We start from the raw sequence: 21,043 nt of genomic DNA, 5'->3' as shown, positions 1-21,043 counted from the left end.
CCCTATCGCCAGCCGATCACATCGGATGTCAGTAGGATCCCACCGCGGTCGGCGTTCGCCGGACACGGGGCGGCGGGCTGAACTTCTTCGACCGTCAAGAGAATTGGTGCGTTGTGAGCCAAATCATTGTCAAGCGCCCACCACGGGCCCTGCCGTCCGAGGTGCCCACGGAGGAGGTCGTTCTCCAGCCACCGCCGGAGCTGCCACGCGGACAGCAGGAGGGTGCGCTGATGCAACTCCTGCCCATGCTGGGCATGGGCGGCTCCGTGGTGTTCTTCTTCATGCCGAATTCGCAGCCGTTCATGAAGGTCATGGGCATGGTGATGGTTGCCTCCACGGTGGCCATGTCGGTGGCGATGATCGTGCGTTACCGCAAGGGTTCCCAGGGGCAGTTGGCGGACCTGCGCCGTGACTACCTGCGCTATCTCGGCCAGACCCGGCGTTCGGCCGCCGAGGCCGCGCGCAAGCAGCGCGACGCCCAGTACTACCTGCACCCCTCCCCCGAGCAGCTGTGGGCGCTGGTCGCCGAGGGCAGCCGGGTGTGGGAACGGCGGGCGGGCGACGAGGACTTCGGGCAGGTGCGCATCGGGCTCGGCCCCCAGGCCCTCGCCACCCCGCTGGTACCTCCGCAGACCGCGCCGGTCGACCAGCTGGAGCCCCTGACCGCGGGCGCCATGCAGCGTTTTCTGGCCACCCACCAGACGGTGGAGGACCTGCCGATGGCGGTCTCGCTGCGCGCCTTCTACCACATGACGGTCAGTGGGGAGCCGCAGACGGTACGCGCCTCGGCCCGCGCCCTGACCGCCTCGCTCGCCTCCCTGCACTCCCCCGAGGACCTGGTGATCGCGGTCGCCGCGTCCCCGTCCGCCTCGGCGCACTGGGAGTGGACGAAGTGGCTGCCGCACACCCAGGCTCCCGGCCTCAGTGACGGCGCGGGCAGCCGGCGCCTGATCAGCCGCAGCGCGGCCGAACTCGAAGAGCTGCTCGCCACCCGCCTCACCGGCCGCCCCCGCTTCCACCCGGAGGGCGCGCCACTGCCGGAGGAACCGCACATCGTCATCGTGCTCGACGGGGTTTCGCCGCCCCCGATGTCGGTGCTCGCCTCCGCCGAGGGCCTCCAGGGTGTCACGGTCGTCGAGGTCGTCCCGGGTGAACTGACCGGCGCGCGGGGCGACTTGGCGGTCGTCGTGCATCCGCGGACGCTTCGCCTGGAGTCGGGTCACGGCCTCGTGTACGAGGGCACGCCCGACCTCCTCTCCTACGAGTCCGCCGACGCGCTGGCCCGTCAGCTCGCCCCGCTGCGCATGGCCTCCGGTGGCGACGACGACGAACCGCTGCTCGCCAACCTGGAGTTCACCGACCTGCTGAGCCTCGGCGACGCGGACTCGGTGGACACCGCCCGCACCTGGCGGCCCCGCTCCGCCTCCGAGCGCCTTCGGGTGCCGATCGGTGTGGGTGAGGACGGCCGGCCCGTCATGCTCGACCTGAAGGAAGCCGCGCAGGACGGCATGGGCCCGCACGGCCTGTGCGTCGGTGCGACCGGCTCCGGCAAGTCGGAGCTCCTTCGCACCCTGGTCCTCGGCCTCGCCGTGACCCACTCCTCCGAGACCTTGAACTTCGTCCTCGCCGACTTCAAGGGTGGCGCGACCTTCGCCGGCATGGCGCAGATGCCGCACGTCGCGGCGGTCATCACCAACCTGGCCGACGATCTCACTCTGGTCGACCGCATGGGCGACTCGATCCGCGGCGAGCTCAACCGCCGCCAGGAGATGCTGCGCGACGCGGGCAACTACGCCAACATCCACGACTACGAGCGGGCCCGGCTCGCCGGCGCCCCGCTGCAGCCCGTGCCCTCGCTCGTCCTGGTCATCGACGAGTTCAGCGAACTGCTCACCGCCAAGCCGGACTTCATCGAGATGTTCGTGCAGATCGGCCGCATCGGCCGGTCCCTCGGCGTGCATCTGCTGCTCGCCTCGCAGCGCCTGGAGGAGGGCCGGCTGCGCGGTCTGGAGACCTATCTCTCCTACCGGATCGGTCTGCGCACCTTCTCCGCCGCCGAATCGCGCGCGGCCCTCGGCGTCCCCGACGCCTATCACCTGCCGAGCATCCCGGGCTCCGGCTACCTCAAGTTCGGCACCGACGAGATGACCCGCTTCAAGGCGGCGTACGTCTCCGGCGTGTACCGCACGGGCGCCGACCGGTCGGCCGCGCTCGGCGGCCCGGTGCCCGTCGACCGCCGACCGGTGCTGTTCACCGCGGCCGAAGTGCCGGTGACGTACGCCCCGCAGACCGTGCCGGGCCCGCGCGCCGAGCCCGGGCCGCGCACCGACGACGCGCTCGCCGACACGGTGCTCGACGTCATCGTGCGCCGCCTCGAAGCGCGCGGCCCGGCCGCCCACCAGGTGTGGCTGCCGCCGCTCGACAGCCCGCCGGCGCTCGACTCGCTGCTGCCCGGCCTCGCGCCGGTGCAGGGCCGCGGGCTCACCCAGCCCGACTACGAGGGCGCGGGGCGGCTTGTCGTGCCGCTCGGTCTCGTCGACAAGCCGTACGAGCAGCGCCGTGATCCGCTGTGGTGCGACTTCTCCGGCGCGGGCGGCCATCTGCAGATCCTGGGCGGCCCGCAGTCCGGCAAGTCGACGCTCCTGCGCACGCTGATCGCGTCGTTCGCGCTCACGCACACCCCGCAGGAAGTCCAGTTCTACGGGCTCGACTTCGGCGGTGGCGGCATGGCCGCGGTCGCCGGTCTGCCGCACGTCGGCGGCGTCGCCTCGCGTCTGGATCCGGAGCGCGTGCGCCGTACGGTCGCCGAGGTGTACGGCGTGCTGACCCGCCGCGAGGAGTACTTCCGGTCGGCCGGCATCGCCTCGATCGCCGACTTCCGGGCCCGCCGGGCCCGCGGCACCATCTCGGTCGCCGACCAGCCGTGGGGCGACGTGTTCCTCGTCATCGACGGCTGGGGCAACTTCCGTACCGAGTACGAGGGTCTGGAGCCGGCCGTCCTGGACATCGCGGCGCGCGGCCTCGGCTACGGCATCCACCTGGTGCTGACCGCGTCACGCTCCATGGAGGTCCGGGCCAACCTCAAGGACCACCTCATGAACCGCCTGGAGCTGCGGCTCGGCGACACCATGGACTCGGAGTTCGACCGCAAGGTCGCCGCCAACGTGCCCGTCGGCGTGCCCGGCCGCGGCCAGTCGCCGCAGAAGATGCACTTCATGGCGGCCGTGCCGCGCATCGACGGCCTCCAGTCCGACACCGACCTCGCCGAGGCGACGGCCGCCCTGGCCACGGAGGTCGCCCGCCACTGGACGGCCCCGGGCGCGCCCGCGGTCCGTCTCCTCCCCCGCGAACTCCCGGCATCCCAGCTCCCGCCGGGCTACGCCTCACCCGACCGCGGCATCGCCTTCGCGCTGGACGAGAACAACCTGGAGCCGGTGTTCGTCGACTTCGAGCAGGACCCGTTCTTCCTCATCTTCGGCGAGGGCGAGTCCGGCAAGTCGAACCTGCTGCGCCTCCTGATCACCCAGCTCACGCAGCGGTACGAGGGGGATGCCTGCAAGCTGTTCGTGGTGGACAACAGGCGCGCCCTGCTGGATGTGACCCCGCCGTCCCACCTGGCCGAGTACATCCCCATGTCCAACGCCATGGACCACCACATGGACGCCCTGGCCGACCTGATGCAGCGCCGCGCACCCAGCGCGGACGTGACCGCGCAGCAGCTGCGCGACCGCAGCTGGTGGCGCGGGCCCACGGTGTACGTGGTGGTCGACGACTACGACCTGGTGTCGACATCGAGCGGCAACCCGCTGGGCAAGCTCACGGAACTCCTGCCGTTCGCCCGGGACGTGGGCGTGCGCTTCATCATCGCCCGCTCGACGGCGGGCGCGGGCCGCGCCTCGTACGAGCCCTTCATCCAGCGCATGAAGGAACTGGGCGCCCAGGGCGTGGTCCTGGCCGGCGACCCCGGCGAGGGCGACATCCTGGCCGGCGTCCGCCCCCGCCCGATGCCGACGGGCCGCGGCACGTTCGTCTCCCGCAAGCGGGGGAAGCCGCTGGTGCAGACGGGGCTGATGGAGTAGGGCCGCGTGAGGGGAGGGGGCGTCCGTGAGGAAATCGGGCGCCCCTCCCCCGTACCCGTGAATCCTCCCCGGTCACCCTGGACGCCGGGCGGTGCCAAGTAGGCTGAGCCGGCAGCCGGTTGGTGTACGCATGGCTGCGCTTGGCACGTCCGGGTCGGCACGTCTGGAAGGAATCGCTCCGTCATGGCTGAGGAACAGGACAGGGAACTCCAGGAGCGCAAGGAGCGCGAGAAGAACGAGCTGTACGCCCTCGACATCTCGGGGGTCGAGTGGCACAGCGCCCCGGGCACGTCCGAGGACGAGGAGCGCGTCGAGATCGCCTATCTGCCGGCCGGCGCGGTGGCCATGCGGTCCTCCGTGGACCCCGACACCGTGCTGCGGTACACCGAGGCGGAGTGGCAGGCGTTCGTACTGGGCGCGCGGGACGGGGAGTTCGACCTGGAGCCGTCGGTGCGCAACGGGGGCCTCGAGGCGCCGTAGTCACCGCGCGCGGACGCAGAACGGGGTGGGCGCCTCCCGCGCGCGCCCACCCCGTTCGCCGTGTCCCGGCACTCCCTAGTGGAAGTATCCGGCCGCCTTGTGGTCCCCGGCCCGGTAGGTCGGGCCGGCTTCGGCTACGGCGTTGGCGATCTGCATCAGCGAGGTCTGAACGCTCTGGGCGGTGTTGGTCCAGTCCCGCTGCTTGGTTGCGTACACCTCGTGGGCCTGGCCGTGCCAGTTGGCGGCGGCCCTGTCGACCAGCTTGCCGATGTCCTCGAGGTCCTGCTGGAGCTTGCCGGCCTGGTTCCGGATGGTCTCGGCGGCTTCGGTCAGGCTGCCGTAGTGGACTCCGAGGACATCGCCGCTGTTGTCAGGCATGACTTCCCCAATCTCTTTGGTGAATAAGGTGGTTGTGGGCTGACGCCGCGGGGCGGGGCGAACCCGGCGCGACTAGTACGTGCTGAGGTTCGAGGTGATAGCGGTCGTGGCCCCCGCGTCGCCGCTGTAACCGTCCACGACGTCGATGCCCATGAGGGCCTTGCGGACCTCATCGTCGGTGTCGCCCTTGAGGGTGCGGGTCGCCTTCATCGCCTCAAGGAAGTCCAGGAGCAGCCGCCCCATGTGGACCATCTGGTTGTTGATGTGGGTCTGCTTCTTGTCGAAGGCGTGGGCGCCGATGCCCTCCCAGGCCCCTTCGAGGCTGTTGATCACGTTCTGGAGATGGTTGACCTGGCCCTTCACCGATTCGAACCGGTCGAGGATCTGCCCCTCCAGCTTGGCCATTTCGCTGTCTGATACCCGCTGGTCCTGCGTCATGCCAGGCCTTCCCTTCGTGGTGGTGATGCTGGTGATAGTGGTGGTGCGGACGGCTGGGTGCAGCTGGCTGTACGCCGGCCGACCGCCGCGGTGTGCCGGTGCCCGCGTCCCCGCTCAGGCGCCGCGGCGCCTCGTCCTGAACACGGCGAACACGCCGCCCCCGATCAAAACGAGCCCGGCGAGGACCCCGCCGACGATCCAGGGAGTGCTTCCGCCGTCCTTGGTCCCGCCCGTACCTTCGCCCTTGGCGACAGCCTCGCCCTTCGCGGGCGGCGAGGAGCTGGGCACGGCCGGGGCCGCCGGGGCCGCGCTGCTCCCCCCATTCTCCTTCGCAAGCGGGTCGACGTCGGCGGGACCGGGATTGATGTCGGCCTTCTCCAGCACGAGCCGGGGCCGGATCAGGCCGTAGCCGAGGTATTTGCTGGGCGTGTTCTTGTCCCAGGACCGCCCGGCAGTGTCAATCATGGTGCGCAGCACCTGATCGGCGGTCCATGAGGGGTGGGCGGACCAGATCAGGGCGGCTGAGGCGGAGGCGATTGCGGAGGCTTGGCTGGTGCCCCGACTGTCGCAGTACTTCTGGAAGCTGGTGTCGCACCAGACGGGCACATTCAGACCGGGTGACGCCAGGTCGACATAGTCGCCCGACTGGGAGAAGTGGGTGACGGTGCCTTTTTCATCCGCTGCGCTGACGCCGACGACGCCAGGGTAGGCAGCAGGGTAGTCCCGGTAGAAATCGTTGGTTGCCCCTTCATTGCCGGTACCGGCAAACAACAACTTACCTTTAGAAAGCGCGTACTTGACTGCGTCCGCTTCCGCTGGCTCCGAGCCCCCAGAGTACGAAAGGTTGACGATCTTTGCATCCGAATCCGCAGCAGCACGAATGCCCGCAGCTGACGATTGCGTGAGCTTCTTCTCTGCTGGGTCTTTGAGGGAGCCAAGAGAAATGCGCAGGGGAATGATCTTTGCATCTGGAGCCAGGCCCTTGAGCCCGCCACCCTTTCCGGTGCCAGCAATCAACTCGGCCATCGTTGTCCCATGCCCCTGGTAGTCCTTGGTCGCACCGTATGCGGCGGACTGCGGAACGTCCTGAGTGAGCACCTGCCCCTTCAATGAAGGAGTGTCGGGATTAACCCCGGTGTCCACAACGGCAACCTTGATGCCTTTGCCCGTGCTTACCTTCCACATCTCAGGTGCCTGCATCGCCGCCAGGTACCACTGATTCGGCGAAACAGCGTCATCGGCGAGCGCATGAGGAGCCAGTCCACTAGCCGCGACAACCCAAGCACCAAGCGCTGCGCCCGCCGTGACCACACGTCTCCGACTGGCTGCCCTCGCCATCGTGTTGCTCCTGCCGGGTCGGCTGATTCCTGGCCTCATGCGTTCTTGCATCCTCGCCTGCGCTAGTCGATCACTGGTGGTACGAGTCCCTACCGACTGGGCAGGTCCCTCTCCTGGCCTGCGCCCGAGCGGCCGGGGAGCAGCGTGGTCTCGACTTCCTCACTGTCCAAGGCCTGCTCATCCCTCGATTCTCTGGCGAGACCTGACCCGCCGCTCGTGAACCCGCTGCGGTTACCACGCGCACCAGTCGAGCGGCCCTGAGGCACTCCGACCACACCGTCCGCATTGCCCTTTGCACGCCCGCCCGTCCGCGCTTTGCCAGTCACAGAGGACTTGGCAGCTCCAACTACCCCCCTCTGACCGGGACCGTTCTTCGAACTGGCTTGGCCAGGTACTCCCTTGGCACCGACAACCGTCGGCTTCGACGTGCGCGATCCAGTGGGGCCCGTAGTTTGAGCGCTCGGCCTTCCACCGACAATTCCGTTGCGTCCATTGCCGCCAGTCCCTCCAGTGCCTGCGCGAGAAGACGCTGCGCCCCCAGCACGTGGAGTCCCTCCCGAGACGCCCCTGCCCATCGGCGACTGGCCGACCGTGGAAGAGCTTCCGCCCCTGGCGGCTTCGGAGGCTGAAGTTCCCGCACGTCCCACGGGGTTGGTGGTCCCTCGCCCCGTGGCACTGGCAGGTCCTCCTGTGGGCTCGCCAATACCGAGCCCACGTCCGCCACCGAAAGCTCGCGCAGAACCACTCCCGGTCGGGTTGAAGAATCCGCCATCGGGCGGGAATGCGGTAGTCACTCCTGGAGCCGCATGCGTTACCGGCAGCGTCGGCGCAACGACAGGCTGGCTCTGCACCGGAGCGGGCACTGGCAAAACGCTATTGATCTCCGTACCCACCGGATTGCTGGGCGGGAGGCTCACCGAGGAAGTGGGATGCCCTGTCGTTCCGGCAGGGCTCCCAGTGATTTCTGTGCGCCCGTGGTCCGCCGGAGCGTCATTGGTGTGACGTACTGGTGCCGCGCCTTCTGGCAAACGATGGCTCATTCCCCCTGCCGGAGGCTGCTTCGGATCCTCCCCAATGGCTACCTTGCTGGGCTGAGGCACCCCCACATTGGGCATGGGCTCAAACACGGGCGGCTGCTGCGCGGCCAGGGTCTGTTCCGAGACCGAGTAGAAGGACGACAGGCGATTCATCTGGTTGATCGCCTCCTGGCGGTCCTTCTCCACCTTCACCGCGGCTTCGTACTCCGCGTTCCCCGCAACCCTCTTCGCCGACGGGATGTCAGCGACCTTCATCGGCTCTGCGCGATGGTCGCGCGGAGGCATGGCATGGCGCACGAACGTGAGGCCCTCGCCTGCCGCGCTGATCTGAACACCGGCTGTATCGGCAAACTTGGCCAGGTCCTGGGCATGGCCTACGAGTTTCTTCCCCCACGTACGGAAGGCCTCGCCAGACTTACCCTCCCAGTCAACATTGGCGATGTGCCCGTCGAGTTCGGATGCCGCCTCGCTGATCGCATCGTGCGCCGCGAAGAGCGCTTCCCCAGCGCTTGTCAGATGCTGGGGGTTCGCGTTCTCTACGAGGTCGATCATTTGGTTGAGCTGGTGGCCCTCGAAGTCGGTCTTCCCGAAGAGGCGGATGGTTCCCCCGAAGGGGGACATGGCCGACAGGGCCTCCGACATGGTGACCGTCATGTCGGTAGCGGACACCTGCTGACCGACGCGCTGCTTGTCCGTCAACTGCGGCGGCTGCGGCTGAGGTGGCTGAGGCTTCTTGTCGGTCATCGCTACCACGCCGTCCCGGAGGACTTGTCGTCGGTGCGCTGCGGCTTCTGCTTGCCGTCCTTCTCCCGCTGCGCCTGCTCGGCTTCGTAACCAGTCGCGTCCTGGATCTGTTTGAAACGCAGCCGCATCTCCTCATCCAGGTTGTCGAACCCGATGTCCGCCCCATGCACGGCGATCCCCATCGCCTCGATCTGATGGGCCAGCGACTTCGACAGCGACGTCAAACGCTCGTGCACGCGGTGGTACTGGGTGAACAGGCCATCGGCCTCGGGGAACGCGGTGCTCCCGGCACTGAAGGATGTGCGGGAGATCTGCTGGGCCGCCAGTTTCGTGGGGCTGGCGTGCGAGCCCTCAAGGGTGGTGAGTACCGCGTCCACCTTCTTCTTGAAGGACGTCAGCGCCTCCATGCCCTTCCTGAGGTCATCACTCATAGCCGCCGCCTTCACCCATGGAGGCAGGACGCCCCATGACGCCCCTCCCCGTAAACCAATTGCCGTTCATCCGCGCCGCGATCCGCCCTATTGACACCGCTTATCGCACCGCAGTCACTCTAGCCAACACCAGTCGCCCGCCCAACGGACTATCGGCGGGGCCGAGTTGCCCCCGCAGCCCCGACACTACGAGGGTTCACCTCACGCCACATGAGTACGTCTACTCAGTTCCACTCAACTCTCATCAGCATCTGTCACCTTCTGGCTCGCACAGAACAGATCTGGAACGCTCTTGACCCGTTCTGCACGAACCCCTCGCATTCATCCCGACCCGGCCACCCTCCGGCGCCGCCGCCGTGCATCCCGGATCGTCACTGCCGCCCCGCCCAGCACCGCCGCCAGGACCGCCACCCCGACCGCCACGTACGTGGCAAGGCGTTGCGTGCGTTGCTCGTCCGTCTCGCCCAGGTGCAGGGCCGCGGGGGTCGGGGCCTTGGCCGGGGTGACGCCCTCGTGGGCCACCGGGGTTTCGATCGGGTGGTCGTCCTCCGTGAGGGCGCGGACCGGGTCGATCACGCCCCAGCCGACCAGGCGGTCGTGGCCGGACACCGAGCGTTCCGCGGTCTGTTCGATCTGGGCGACGACCTCGCGCTGGGTCCACTTGGGGTGCTTGGCCTTGATGAGGGCCGCCACTCCCGCGACGTACGGGGCCGAGAAGCTCGTACCGCTGTCGGCGCAGTGGCCGCCGCCGGGCACCGTGGAGACCATGTCGACGCCGGGCGCGGCCACGCCCACGAATTCGCCGGACTGCGAGAACGCCGCCCGCTCGTTGTTGCGGTCCGAGGCCGCGACCGCGAGGACGCCGGGGTACGAAGCCGGGTAGGTCTGCTTGACGTTGCCGCCCAGGCCGTCGTTGCCGGCCGAGGCGACGACCACGATGTTCTGGGCGAGGGCCGTGTCGATCGCCTGCTTCAGGGTGGCCGCCGGCTCGACCGCGTTCGCCGTGTCCTGGGAGATGTTGATGACATCGGCGCCCACGCCGATCGCGTAGCGGATGGCGTCGGCCAGGGTCTGCGCGGTGCCGTGGCCGTCGGCGTCGTTCTGCTCGACGGGGATGATCGTGGCGTCGGGGGCGAGGCCCACGAAGCCCGTTCCCTTGGCGGGGCGGGCCGCGATGATGCCGGCGACCTTCGTGCCGTGGCCGACGGTGTCCGTCGTGCCGTTCTCCGCGCCGCGCGGAAGCGGCTGGCCGCTCGTATCCTTGAGATCCTTCTGAAGGAGGTTCTTGCCCTTGGACGCGTCCACCGCACCCTTGAGCTGGGGATTCTTGATGTCGACGCCTGTGTCGATCACGGCGACCTTCATGCCCTTGCCGGTCGACTGGCGCCACAGTTCGTCCAGGAGCACGCGCTGGAGCGCCCAGGGGCGGCCCGCGTACGGCTTGGACGGGAACGTGCACTGGCCGCTGCCTCCGTCGTCGGAGGGGGCCGCGGCCGCCGGGGTCGCGAGCACCGTGAGGGTCGCCGCGGCCGACAGGGCCAGCGCCTTGAGTGCGTACGCCATGGTGGTGCCGCCTCTCAGGAACCCTGGGGCTGGCGGGCCGCCCCGGTGGACAGGCGGGGGCCGGTCGGCAGGAACGTGGACCAGCTGATCGGGATCGGGGCCGGCTCGGACTTGGCGTAGCCGAGCCGGGTCTGGGCCTGCTGGGCCTCCTGGTCGGCCTGCTTGCGCTGATCGGCCGTCAGGCCCGTGGCCGCGTCCCCGTCGGCGCTGTCGCTGTTGGACTGCATCGCGTAGCGCAGCCCGGTGTCGGTCACCAGGAAGACTCCGCCCGCCTTGGTTTCGGAGCCCTGGATCTGGCGGAAGAGCTGGCCGGAGCCGGGCGTCACGTACGCGCTGCTCGAACCGGTGGGCAGCGACGCCGGGAAGTCGGTGCCGGCCCATGTGCTCATGGTGGTCTCGCCGTTGTCCTTGTTGACGTCGCGCAGCACGTTGCACACCGTGTTGCGGCTGCCGTTCGCGGTGCCCGCGTCGTTGACGGCCACCGGCATCTGGTGCGGCCAGTTCTTCTTGCCCTCGAACTCGGTGGCCTCGGGTGTGAACGCGGCCGCGTTGGTCTCCGTCGCATGGCCGGTCTTCATGAGCGTGCCGAGCTCATGGCTGTTGAGGAGCAGCTTCGCGGTGAAGTCGGAGACCGGGGCGACCTTGCCCTGCTGGACCAGGTAGTACTGGGTGCCCGCGCCGTTGGGCGCCTTGAGGACCATGCCGATCCGGTTGGCCTCGGGGGCCAGGGTGCCGGGCACCGAGGCGGGGGTGCCGATCTTCCCGCCCACCTTGGGGAAGGCGACCGGATCACCCGAACGAAGGGTCTCCAGCCACTCCTTGGACACCCGCTCGGGCTCACGGCCCGAGCCGACCAGGGCGCGCAGCAGCAGTTCGTCGGAGCCGACCTGGTACTTGGTGCCCTGCGCGTCCACGACGTAGCGGGTCTTGTTGTCGGGCCCCACGACATACATCAGCTCGCCGCCGGTCAGCCGCTCCGAGCCGTCCGTGCGCTTCTTGTCCCGGTCGGCGAAGACGAACGCGGCCTTCTGGATGGCGCGGCCGCCGTCGCCCGGACGCTCGCACACCGCCCAGCGCTTGGCTGACCCGGCCTCCTCGGGGGAGGGCAGCCGGTCGGGCGCGTACGGGATGCCGAGGGTGGCGCCGTGCGGCAGGGAGCCCTTGTCCAGGACGGACTCGTCCACGTTGACGACCTGGCCCTTGTCCGGGTCGAGCAGGAGCTTGGCGGACGCCATGTTGAGGACCGGGTGCAGTTCCTTCTTGCCGTCGGTGGTCAGCACGACGTAGCGGGTCGTGGACTTGCTGGCGATGATCACCTTCTCGCCCGGGGTGCCCCAGCCGGGCGGCGCGGTGGGTTTGAACATGCCCCACGCCCCGAACGCGGCGAGCAGCACGACCGCCATGATGCCGCCCGGCAGCACGGCCCTCAGCGGGCGCGGCGCCCCCTCTTCCGAGCCCGTCGGAGAGGGCTGGATGAACGACGCGAGCGTGCGACGCTTCGCGAAGGTGTACGCGTTGAGCTCGTCCCGGCGTGATGCCATGAGTGTCCGTGTTTCTCCGTTGTCCCCGTGCGGAGCCCCAGGGAGCCCGTCCCCCGCCCGCCGTTGTCAGACCGGCCCCCTACTATGCCTGTTACGTGATCGTACGCCTGGGGCGGGTAGGGTGGACGGGTCCTCAAGGGCCCTACTGGCCAGGGGTTTTCGAGGAGTTCGGGGGGTTCGGGGATGGTTTCGTCGACTGGGACGCGGTCGCGCTCCCGTGAACGCTCCGGCGCGCCGAGTGGTGCGGGCTCCCGTCCCGGAGTGCGTACGGAGCCGTCCCCTCCGGTCCGCCGGGCGGCGGCGCCCGCGGCCGTCGGGCCGGTGACGCCCCATCTCAAGTCCCGTTCCGGACGCTTTGGTTCGTTTCGTCTGCAACAGCTAATCCTGGTCGAGTCGGCCGCCGCCCTGCTGCTCGCCGCGTGGGTCGTCGACACGATGGCGCTGGTGCCCGCGGGTGTCGTCGCGGTGGCCCTCGTGCTGCTCGCGGTGGTACGCCGCCGGGGACGCTCGCTGCCCGAATGGCTGGGCACCGCCTGGGCGCTGCGGGCGCGCCTGAAGCGTGCGAGCAACGCCGTTGTGCCGCCGGGCACGCTGCCCGGCCTGGCTCCGGCCGTGGAGTGCGATCCCACGCTGCGCACCTACAGCCATGGCGAGCGGGACCAGCGGCCGATCGGGATGATCGGCGACGGCGGCTTCCTCACGGTCGTCCTCCAGGTGGAGTCGGACGCGACGGCGCTGCGGGCCGAGCGGGGCCAACGCCCGCTCCCCCTCGGGCTGGTACGCGACGCGCTGGAGGTCGACGACATCCGGCTCGAATCCGCGCAGATCCTGCTGCACACCCAGCCGGCGCCCGCGCTGCGGCTGCCCCAGCAGTCGGTGGCCGTCACCAACTACGCGCCGCTGCACGCCCAGACCACCTCGCCCGCGGTCCGCATCACCTGGATCGCCCTGAAGCTGAACCCGGAGCTGTGCCCGGAGGCAGTGGCCGCGCGCGGCGGCGGCCTGGAGGGCGCCCAGAAGTGCGCGGCGCGCACCGCGCTGCACCTGGCGAGCCGGCTGACCGGGTCGGGCCTGAACACCACGGTCCTGACCGAGGAGGAGCTGGCGGACGCCGTGGCCACCTCGGCCTGCGCCAACCCGCTGGTGACCGCGCAGGCGGGCCGCACGGAGACGCCCCAGCGGCGCACCGAGGAGTCGGCCCGTTCCTGGCGCTGCGACAACCGCCGCCACACCACGTACTGGGTGCGGCGCTGGCCGAGGATCGACGCGGGGTCCGGGACCGGCGGTCTGCCGCAGCTCGTGGCGCTGCTCACCGCGGTTCCCGCGCTCGCGACCACCTTCAGCCTCACCATCGCCCCTGCCGGCGCCCAGGAGAGCAGCATCAGCGGCCACCTCCGGGTGACGGGCCGCAGTGAGGCCGAACTGACCACGGCCCGCCAGGCGTTGGAGCGCTCCGCGCGCGAGGCGAAGGCCCAGATCGTGCCGCTGGACCACGAGCAGCTGCCCGGCATGCTCGCCACCCTGCCGTTCGGAGGCGCCCGCTGATGGCCACGACGACTTCCGGCCCGCGCCACGAGCCGCGCACCGGCTTCGGCCTCATCGGCCCCCGGCACCGCCGTCACACCCTGTCCGCCGGGCAGTTGGACACCCTGGCGCTGCCCATCGGGGACGACGGCGTGGTCGTCGGGGTGGACGCCGGGGGCCGGCCCGCGGTGCTCGGGGTGAGCAGGCCGACCGCGTACGACATCGTGCTCATCGGCGGGTTGTGGACGGCGCAGGTGCTCGCGCTGCGGGCGGCCGCGACGGGCATACGGGTCGCGGTGGAGACCGGCCGGCCGCAGGCCTGGGCGCAGCTGGTGCACGCGATCGCCAGCCAGAGCGGCATGACCGTGCACGACGTGGGCCGGGTGCCGCCGCTGGGCGCCTCGGCCGGTGAACCGGTGCTCGTGGTGCGGGACTGCGGGATGCGCCCGCCGCGCGGCCGGGTGGTGTCGGCGCCCTGGCAGGCGGTGCTCACGCTGCTCCCCTATGTCAGCCCGGTCGCACCGCGGCTGATCCGGCAGGCACGGCTCGTCGGCGTGCAGCGGGTCTCGCCGGACGAGGCCGCGCAGATGGGCCGCATCATGAACCTGCCGCGGACGGAACAGGAAGGTCTCTCGACGCTTGCCGACGGAGTCACGCTCTGGTGCAACGAGCGCGACCGCTCCTTCGCGATGACGCAGGCGACGGACACCGAGACCGGATTGTTGGGGAGCGCCCGACGCGTCGACTGAACAGCGGGGCACTGGCGAAAGTTGACCTGATCTGACCGATTCGCCCTGCACACTCCGCCCCCGGCCGGTCACTTCGACGTCACTCGTGAGGCGAGGGTGACGAAAGGGACAGGCGATCGGGGCGACCGGGCCTGCCCCGGCGGTATTGACGACGATTAGGGTGGGACGGACCGGGGGCAGGGACTCCACGGCGAGGTTGCGTCGTCCGTACGTTCCGGATGCCGCGGCTCTCGCAGCGGACAGGGGCGGGCGACCGCGCACGACCGCGCGCCCACCGCACGGGGGCTGCCTCACCCCGGCCCGTACATGCCAATGAACCCCACGGCCTACACCCGGTCACAGGCGAACGAAAGGAAACCGGTGAACAGCGACCAGGACCAGTTCCGCACCGGCGGGAACGCGCGCGACGAGAATCGGTCCGACGCCGATCCCGAGACCACGGGTGAGTTCACCATCGACTACACCCCGCCCGCCTGGTACACCCAGGGCGCGCAGGACACCCCGGCCGCCCCGGTGCCGGCCCCGCCCGCGGCCGGTGAGCAGAGCGGCGGCCCCGGGGTTGCGCTGCCGCCGCCCCCGCCGCCGCACGGCCAGCCCCTCAACATGCCCGGGCTGCCGCAGTCCGGCGGCTTCCAGCCGAACTGGAGCCCCGCGCCGCCGCCTCCGGGCCCGGCGCCGACCCCGGCACCCAGCGCATCGGCCACACCTCCGCCCGCCTTCCCTCCGCCCGCGCCCCCGGCGCCCACGCCCGAGCCCGCCCGCCCCACCGACGAGGGCCAGGCCTTCGGCGGCGGCGACATCGAGAGCGGCGCGACGATGCGGTTCTCGCCCTCCGCGCTGAAGCGGGAGTTCGAGCAGCTCGAAGCGGCGGCTGCCGCGGCGCGCGGCGAGTCCGCGGCGCCGGATGCGGCACAGGGCGCAGCTTCTGACGCACCGTCAGTCGCGGCCCCGAGCACCGACGCGGAAGCGTCCCCCTCGACGGAGGGCGCCGAGATCGAGACGGCCCCCGAGGCCGCCGATACCACCCCTGACGCCCCGGAGGCTCTGGACTCCGCGGACCCGGTGGCCTCCGCGAACTCGACCGGCTCCGGCGAATCCAGCGTCTCCGCGGATGCCTCCGACGCCGGCTCCGACGGCGACGCCGACTCCGGCTCCGCCGACGAGCACTTCGACGGTGCGTCCGTGACGTCGGCCAGTGCCGAGGAAGCTCCCGAGGCCGCCGAGGCACCCGGGACCTCGGCCGGCGAGGAGGCCGCCTCCCCGTCCCAGAACGCCGAGTCGACCGGTACCGCGTCGGCATCCGCTCCCGCACCCACGCCGTTCGATGCCGCGCCGACCGACGCCGTCCCCGACGCCGAATCAGCTCTCGGCACCGCGCCCCCGGCTCCGGTCGCGCACCCCTCGCCCTTCGCAGACGCCACTCCGGTCGCGGACGCCGTACCCGTGCCGGATGCCGCACCGATCGCGGACGCCGTGCCCGTCGCGGATGCCGAGCCGATCGTGGACGCCGTACCGTCGGACGGCTCCGCCCCGGAGCCCCAGGACGCGCCCCCCGCCGACCAGCCCTGGGCCGCGTCCGCCGGTGCGCAGCCCGGGCTGCCTCCGCTGCCGCCCGCGTTCCAGCCCGCCGCGCCCACCGCGGCGCCCCAGTGGCCGGTCCAGCCGCAGCCGATGCCGGGCCCGTTCCCGGATCCGGCCGCCCAGTCCGCCCCGGCACCCGCGTGGCCCCAGCAGCCGCAGAACGGCTACGGCTTCCCCCAGCAGGGTCAGCAGCCTCCGCAGGGCCCCACCCCGCCCGCCCCCAACTCCCCGGCACCGCAAGCCGGTTACGGCTTCCCGCACCAGGGAGCCGCGCCGAGCGGGCCCCCGGCCCAGCAGGGCGGCTACGGCTTCCCCCACCAGGGAGCCAACCCGCCGGCCGCGCCGAACCTGCCCGCCCCGCAGGCCCCCGCACCCTTCGGTGCGCCCAACTCCCCCGACCAGCAAGGCGGTTACGGGTTCCCGCACCCCGCCGCCAACCCTCCGGCCGCACCGCAGGCCCAGCCCCTGCCGCAGCCCCTGCCGAACCCCGCCCAAGGCGGCTTCCCCCAGCACGGTCAGCAGCCCCCGCAGGCGCAGCCCTTCGCGCAGGACCCGGCCAACCCGCAGGCCCAGCCCGCACCCCCCGCCGACCCGCGGGCCGGCGCCGCCTGGCCCTCGCCGGTGACGCACGACCAGCGGGAGCGGTCCATGCCCGGGGCTCCCCTCGGGTACACCGCCGCCGTCGAGCTCTCCTCCGACCGGCTCCTTCGCAACAACAAGCCGAAGGCGAAGAGCAGCCGGGGCCCGGCCGGCGGGGCCTCGCGCTTCAAGCCCGGCGCCAAGAAGGAAGAGGCCGCGCGGCAGCACAAGCTCAACCTGATCCGCACGCCGGTCCTGTCGTGCTACCGGATCGCGGTCATCTCCCTCAAGGGCGGCGTCGGCAAGACGACCACGACGACCGCGCTCGGCGCGACCCTGGCCACCGAGCGGCAGGACAAGATCCTGGCGATCGACGCCAACCCGGACGCCGGCACGCTCGGCCGCCGGGTGCGCCGCGAGACCGGGGCCACCATCCGTGACCTCGTCCAGGCGATCCCGTACCTCAACTCGTACATGGACATCCGCCGGTTCACCTCGCAGGCGCCGTCCGGGCTCGAAATCATCGCGAACGACGTCGACCCGGCCGTGTCCACGACGTTCAACGACGAGGACTACCGGCGCGCGATCGACGTGCTGGGCAAGCAGTACCCGATCATCCTGACCGACTCGGGTACGGGCCTGCTGTACTCCGCGATGCGCGGCGTGCTCGACCTCGCCGACCAGTTGATCATCATCTCGACGCCGTCCGTCGACGGTGCGTCCAGCGCCTCGACCACGCTCGACTGGCTCTCGGCGCACGGTTACGCCGAGCTCGTGCAGCGCTCGATCACCGTCATCTCCGGCGTCCGCGAGACCGGCAAGATGATCAAGGTGGACGACATCGTGCAGCACTTCCAGACCCGCTGCCGCGGGGTGGTCGTGGTGCCGTTCGACGAGCACCTGTCGGCGGGCGCCGAGGTGGACCTCGACATGATGCGGCCCAAGACCCGGGAGGCGTACTTCAACCTTTCGGCGCTGGTGGCCGAGGACTTCGTACGGGCGCAGCAGCAGCAAGGGCTGTGGACGGGCGACGGTCTCAACCCGCCGCCCGTCCAGGCCCCGCCGATGCCGGGTCAGCAGGGCGCCCCCGCCCAGCCGTTCCCCGGCCAGGCCCAGCCAGGTCAGCCCTACCCCGGTCAGCCGCAGCCGCACCCGGGCCAGCCCTACCCGGCGCAGGGCCGGCCCGCCCCCGGGCAGCCCTACCCGAACCAGGCGCAACCCCAGGCCCAGCCGCAGCCCGGCCAGCCGTTCCCGAACCAGGCCCAGCCCTTCCCGGGTCAGCCGTACGGGGCCCAGCCCGGCCAGCCGGGTCAGCTCCCTCCGGCCCAGCCCGGGCCGCCCGCCCAGTGGCCCGGCCAGGAGGGTGGCGGACACGCTCCGCAGCCGCCGTCAGCCCCTCAGCAGTAGGGCGTCAGAGGACTGGACCAATGAGGGCCCGCACCGTTCGAACGGTTCGGGCCCTTCGGCGTTTTCGCAGACCAAATGGCCTGCGATGCGCCGTTGACACGTCTAGACCACCGCTGATAGACCTGCGCCCACACCGGCCGCCACCTCCTGTTCAACCGGCGCTCTCCCTGCGATCAGCCCTGCTTTTCCGTGCGAGTGATGACGCGAGGTCACCGTCCCATGGCAAGAACAGTTCCATCGCGCAAGACCCTGCGACCGACCGGGCCCGGCCGCCCGCTGGCCATAGGAGCCGCCGCCCTGGCACTGACGGCCTCGGCCGTGCTCCCCGCCCAGGGCGCGGCGGCCGATGACGCCAAGGGCGGCGAGAAGGTGCTCACCGTCGCCGTGTCCCAGAGCGTCGACTCCCTGAGTCCCTTCCTCGCCCAGCGGCTGATCAGCACCAGCGTGCACCGCCTGATGTACGAGTACCTGACGAACTACGACGCCAAGGACGGTCACGCCATTCCGGGCCTGGCCACCGCCTGGAAGACGTCGCCGGACAAGCTGACGTGGACGTACACGATCCGCAAGGACTCGAAGTGGTCGGACGGGCAGCAGGTCACGGCGGGCGACGCGGCCTGGACGTTCAACAAGATGATGACCGACAAGGGCGCGGCGACCGCCAACGGCAGCTACGTAGCGAACTTCAAGAAGGTCAGCGCCCCCGACGCGGCGACGCTCGTCGTCGAACTGAAGCAGCCCCAGGCGACCATGACGGCCCTGGACGTGCCGATCGTGCCGCAGCACGTGTGGGAGAAGGTCGGCGACTTCACCAAGTTCAACAACGACAAGGAGTTCCCCGTCGTCGGCAACGGGCCGTTCGTGCTGACCGACTACAAGGTCGACCAGTACATCAAGCTGAAGCCGAACAAGAGCTTCTGGCGGGGTGCGCCCAAGTTCGACGAGCTGGTCTTCAAGTACTACAAGGACAATGACGCGGCGGTCGCGGCGCTGCGCAAGGGCGAGGTGTCCTTCGTCTCCAACCTGACGCCCGCACAGGCGAGTTCACTGGGTTCGACGCCGGACATCAAGGTCAACGACGCCCCCGGGCGGCGCTTCTTCGCGCTCGCCACCAACCCCGGCGCGCAGTCCAAGGACGGCCAGAAGTTCGGCAATGGCAACCCGGCGGTGCTCGACCCGAAGGTGCGCCGGGCGCTGTTCGCTGCCGTCGACCGTAAGACGCTCGTCGACAAGGTCTTCCAGGGCCACGCCGTCGAGGGCGAGGGCTACATCCCGCCCCGGTTCGCCGACTACTTCTGGAAGCCGGCCCCGGACCAGAAGATCGCGTACGACCCGGCGAAGGCGGCCTCGCTGCTCGACGAGGCGGGCTACCGGACCGGCGCCGACGGCAAGCGGCTCGGCAAGGACGGCAAGCCGCTCGGCCTGCGGCTGCTCTGCCACGCCATCGACCCCAACGACAAGGCGGTCAGCAAGTACCTCCAGGAGTGGTGGGGCAAGCTCGGCATCGGCCTGACCGTGGACTGCGTCGACAACGTCACCGACCCGTGGACGGCCGGCGAGTACGACCTGGCCCTGGACGGCTACTCGGTCAGCCCCGACCCGGACTACGTCCTGTCCATCCACACCTGCGCCGCGCTGCCCGCGACCCCCAAGGCGACCGGCCAGACCGACAACTTCGTCTGCGACAAGCAGTTCGACGAGCTGTACGCGAAGCAGTTGGCCGAGTACGACACCGCCAAGCGGGCGGACCTGATCAAACAGATGGAGTCGCGGCTGTACGACACCGGGTACATCAACGTCATGGCGTACCCCAACGCGGTCGAGGCGTACCGCACCGACCAGATCGAGTCGATCACGACGATGCCCGAGGCCGCGGGCAACATCTACGGCCAGGACGGCTACTGGAGCTGGTGGTCGGCGGTCCCCGCGGCCGGCTCGTCCGCGAAGTCGGGCAGCGGCTCCTCGGCGGTCGTCGTCCTCGGCATCGTCGCGGGCGCGATCGTGCTGGCCGGGATCGGCTCCTTCCTCGTCCTTCGCCGCCGTGCCGGCGCCGACGACCGCGAGTAGGCCATGACGACAGCGAGTTCGGCCGACACCCCCGCGGTGGTCGCCGAGGCGCGCACCCGGCAGCGCGGCCGCCGCTTCGCGGCCGCGGGCCCGGTACTCACCTATCTGCGCTATGTGGGCGGCAAGCTGGCGGGGGCGGTGGTCTCGCTGTTCGCCGTCCTCGTCACCAGCTTCTTCCTGTTCCGGATCATCCCCGGCGACCCGGTCCGCACCATGACCCACGGCCGCCAGGTCTCCGCCGAGCAGCTCGCCGCACTGCGCAGCCAGTTCGGGCTCGACCTGCCGATGTGGCAGCAGTTCACGGACTACTGCGGCAAGGCGCTGACCGGGGACCTGGGCACCTCGTACCAGTTCCACGCGCCGGTCGGCTCGCTCATCGCCGAGAAGCTCCCGGCGACGCTGCTCCTGACCGGGACGGCCGTCGTGATCTACTCGGCGCTCGGCATCTGGCTGGGCACCCGCTCGGCCTGGCGCCGCGGCGGGCTCGGCGACCGGTTCAACACGGGGCTCGCGCTGACCCTGTGGTCGGTGCCCTCGTTCTGGCTGGGGCTGCTGCTCATCATCACGTTCTCGGTGGGCGCGGGCCCGGTCCCGGGCCTGTTCCCGACCGGCGGCATGGAGTCGGGCGACACGACGGGCTTCGGTTACGTCCTGGACGTGGCGCACCACATGGTGCTGCCGGTGCTGACCCTGGTCGCGGTGCAGTACGCGCAGACCCTGCTCGTCATGCGGTCCTCGCTGATCGACGAGATGGGCGGCGACTATCTGACGACGGCGCGCGCCAAGGGCCTGCGCGACGACGCGGTGCGCCGCCACCACGCGGTGCCGAACGCGCTGCTGCCCACGGTCACGATGCTGTTCATCAACCTGGGCCATGTGGCGGCCGGTTCGATCCTGGTGGAGACGGTGTTCTCGTGGCCGGGCCTGGGCGGGCTCTTCTACCAGGCGCTGAGCGTGCCCGACCTCCCGCTGGTGCAGGGCCTGTTCGTGGTCTTCGCGGGCGCGATGATCCTGATGAACCTCCTTGCCGACCTGCTCTATCCGCTTCTCGATCCCAGGGTGGGGCGATGACGACGACCACGTACGGGCCCGGCCGCCCGATGCCGA

General features: G+C 70.6%; 13 protein-coding genes. 7 read left to right on the top strand and 6 right to left on the bottom strand.

The window, feature by feature from the left end:
• Positions 1-113 precede the first annotated feature (113 nt).
• Both eccCa and ABD346_RS36265 read left to right on the top strand, forming a co-directional pair.
• The gene (gene eccCa, locus ABD346_RS36270; RefSeq protein ID WP_344380578.1) at positions 114-4,079 is read left to right on the top strand and encodes a type VII secretion protein EccCa; all 3,966 of its coding nucleotides are present in this window, start codon (positions 114-116) and stop codon (positions 4,077-4,079) included.
• Positions 4,080-4,262: 183 nt separating this feature from the next.
• Complete coding sequence (locus tag ABD346_RS36265) at positions 4,263-4,559, top strand: DUF397 domain-containing protein (RefSeq protein WP_344380577.1); 297 nt, start codon at positions 4,263-4,265, stop codon at positions 4,557-4,559.
• Positions 4,560-4,634: 75 nt separating this feature from the next.
• Here the strand turns inward: ABD346_RS36265 and ABD346_RS36260 are convergent, their stop codons facing one another.
• The 6 genes from ABD346_RS36260 to eccB all read right to left on the bottom strand — a co-directional run bounded on the left by ABD346_RS36260 (position 4,635) and on the right by eccB (position 12,029).
• Entirely contained in the window at positions 4,635-4,937 is a 303-nt protein-coding gene (locus ABD346_RS36260) for a WXG100 family type VII secretion target (protein WP_344380576.1), read from the bottom strand.
• A 72-nt stretch (positions 4,938-5,009) separates the two neighbouring features.
• Complete coding sequence (locus tag ABD346_RS36255; RefSeq protein ID WP_344380575.1) at positions 5,010-5,375, bottom strand: WXG100 family type VII secretion target; 366 nt, start codon at positions 5,373-5,375, stop codon at positions 5,010-5,012.
• Positions 5,376-5,489: 114 nt separating this feature from the next.
• Positions 5,490-6,713, bottom strand: coding sequence for a S8 family serine peptidase (locus ABD346_RS36250; RefSeq protein WP_344380574.1), 1,224 nt, complete (start codon positions 6,711-6,713; stop codon positions 5,490-5,492).
• Between the two features lie 1,783 nt (positions 6,714-8,496).
• Positions 8,497-8,925, bottom strand: a complete 429-nt coding sequence (locus tag ABD346_RS36245; protein ID WP_344380573.1) for a hypothetical protein — start codon at positions 8,923-8,925, stop codon at positions 8,497-8,499.
• A 321-nt stretch (positions 8,926-9,246) separates the two neighbouring features.
• Positions 9,247-10,488, bottom strand: coding sequence for a type VII secretion-associated serine protease mycosin (gene mycP / locus ABD346_RS36240; RefSeq protein WP_344380572.1), 1,242 nt, complete (start codon positions 10,486-10,488; stop codon positions 9,247-9,249).
• 14 nt (positions 10,489-10,502) lie between these two features.
• Positions 10,503-12,029: a type VII secretion protein EccB gene (gene eccB, locus ABD346_RS36235; protein ID WP_344380571.1), complete on the bottom strand. Its 1,527-nt coding sequence runs from the start codon at positions 12,027-12,029 to the stop codon at positions 10,503-10,505.
• Between the two features lie 183 nt (positions 12,030-12,212).
• Between eccB and eccE the strand changes: the two genes are divergently transcribed.
• The 5 genes from eccE (at position 12,213) to ABD346_RS36210 (ending at position 21,007) form a co-directional block, all read left to right on the top strand.
• On the top strand, positions 12,213-13,574 hold the full coding sequence (eccE, locus tag ABD346_RS36230) for a type VII secretion protein EccE (RefSeq protein ID WP_344380570.1): 1,362 nt from the start codon (positions 12,213-12,215) through the stop codon (positions 13,572-13,574).
• Positions 13,574-14,302 carry a hypothetical protein gene (locus tag ABD346_RS36225; RefSeq protein WP_344380569.1) on the top strand — a complete coding sequence of 243 codons (729 nt, stop codon included), beginning with the start codon at positions 13,574-13,576 and terminating at the stop codon, positions 14,300-14,302. Before eccE ends, ABD346_RS36225 begins: the two co-directional genes overlap by 1 nt.
• 360 nt (positions 14,303-14,662) lie before the next feature.
• The gene (locus ABD346_RS36220; RefSeq protein WP_344380568.1) at positions 14,663-17,869 is read left to right on the top strand and encodes an SCO5717 family growth-regulating ATPase; all 3,207 of its coding nucleotides are present in this window, start codon (positions 14,663-14,665) and stop codon (positions 17,867-17,869) included.
• 219 nt (positions 17,870-18,088) lie between these two features.
• Entirely contained in the window at positions 18,089-19,936 is a 1,848-nt protein-coding gene (locus tag ABD346_RS36215) for an ABC transporter substrate-binding protein (protein ID WP_344380567.1), read from the top strand.
• A gap of 3 nt (positions 19,937-19,939) precedes the next feature.
• Positions 19,940-21,007 carry an ABC transporter permease gene (locus ABD346_RS36210; protein ID WP_344380566.1) on the top strand — a complete coding sequence of 356 codons (1,068 nt, stop codon included), beginning with the start codon at positions 19,940-19,942 and terminating at the stop codon, positions 21,005-21,007.
• Positions 21,008-21,043 lie beyond the last annotated feature (36 nt).

This window comes from Streptomyces mauvecolor (genome assembly GCF_039532965.1).
GTDB classification, from domain to species: domain Bacteria; phylum Actinomycetota; class Actinomycetes; order Streptomycetales; family Streptomycetaceae; genus Streptomyces; species Streptomyces violascens.
The sequence above is the reverse complement of the archived record's forward strand: the minus strand, read 5'-3'. Positions and strand labels throughout refer to the sequence as shown.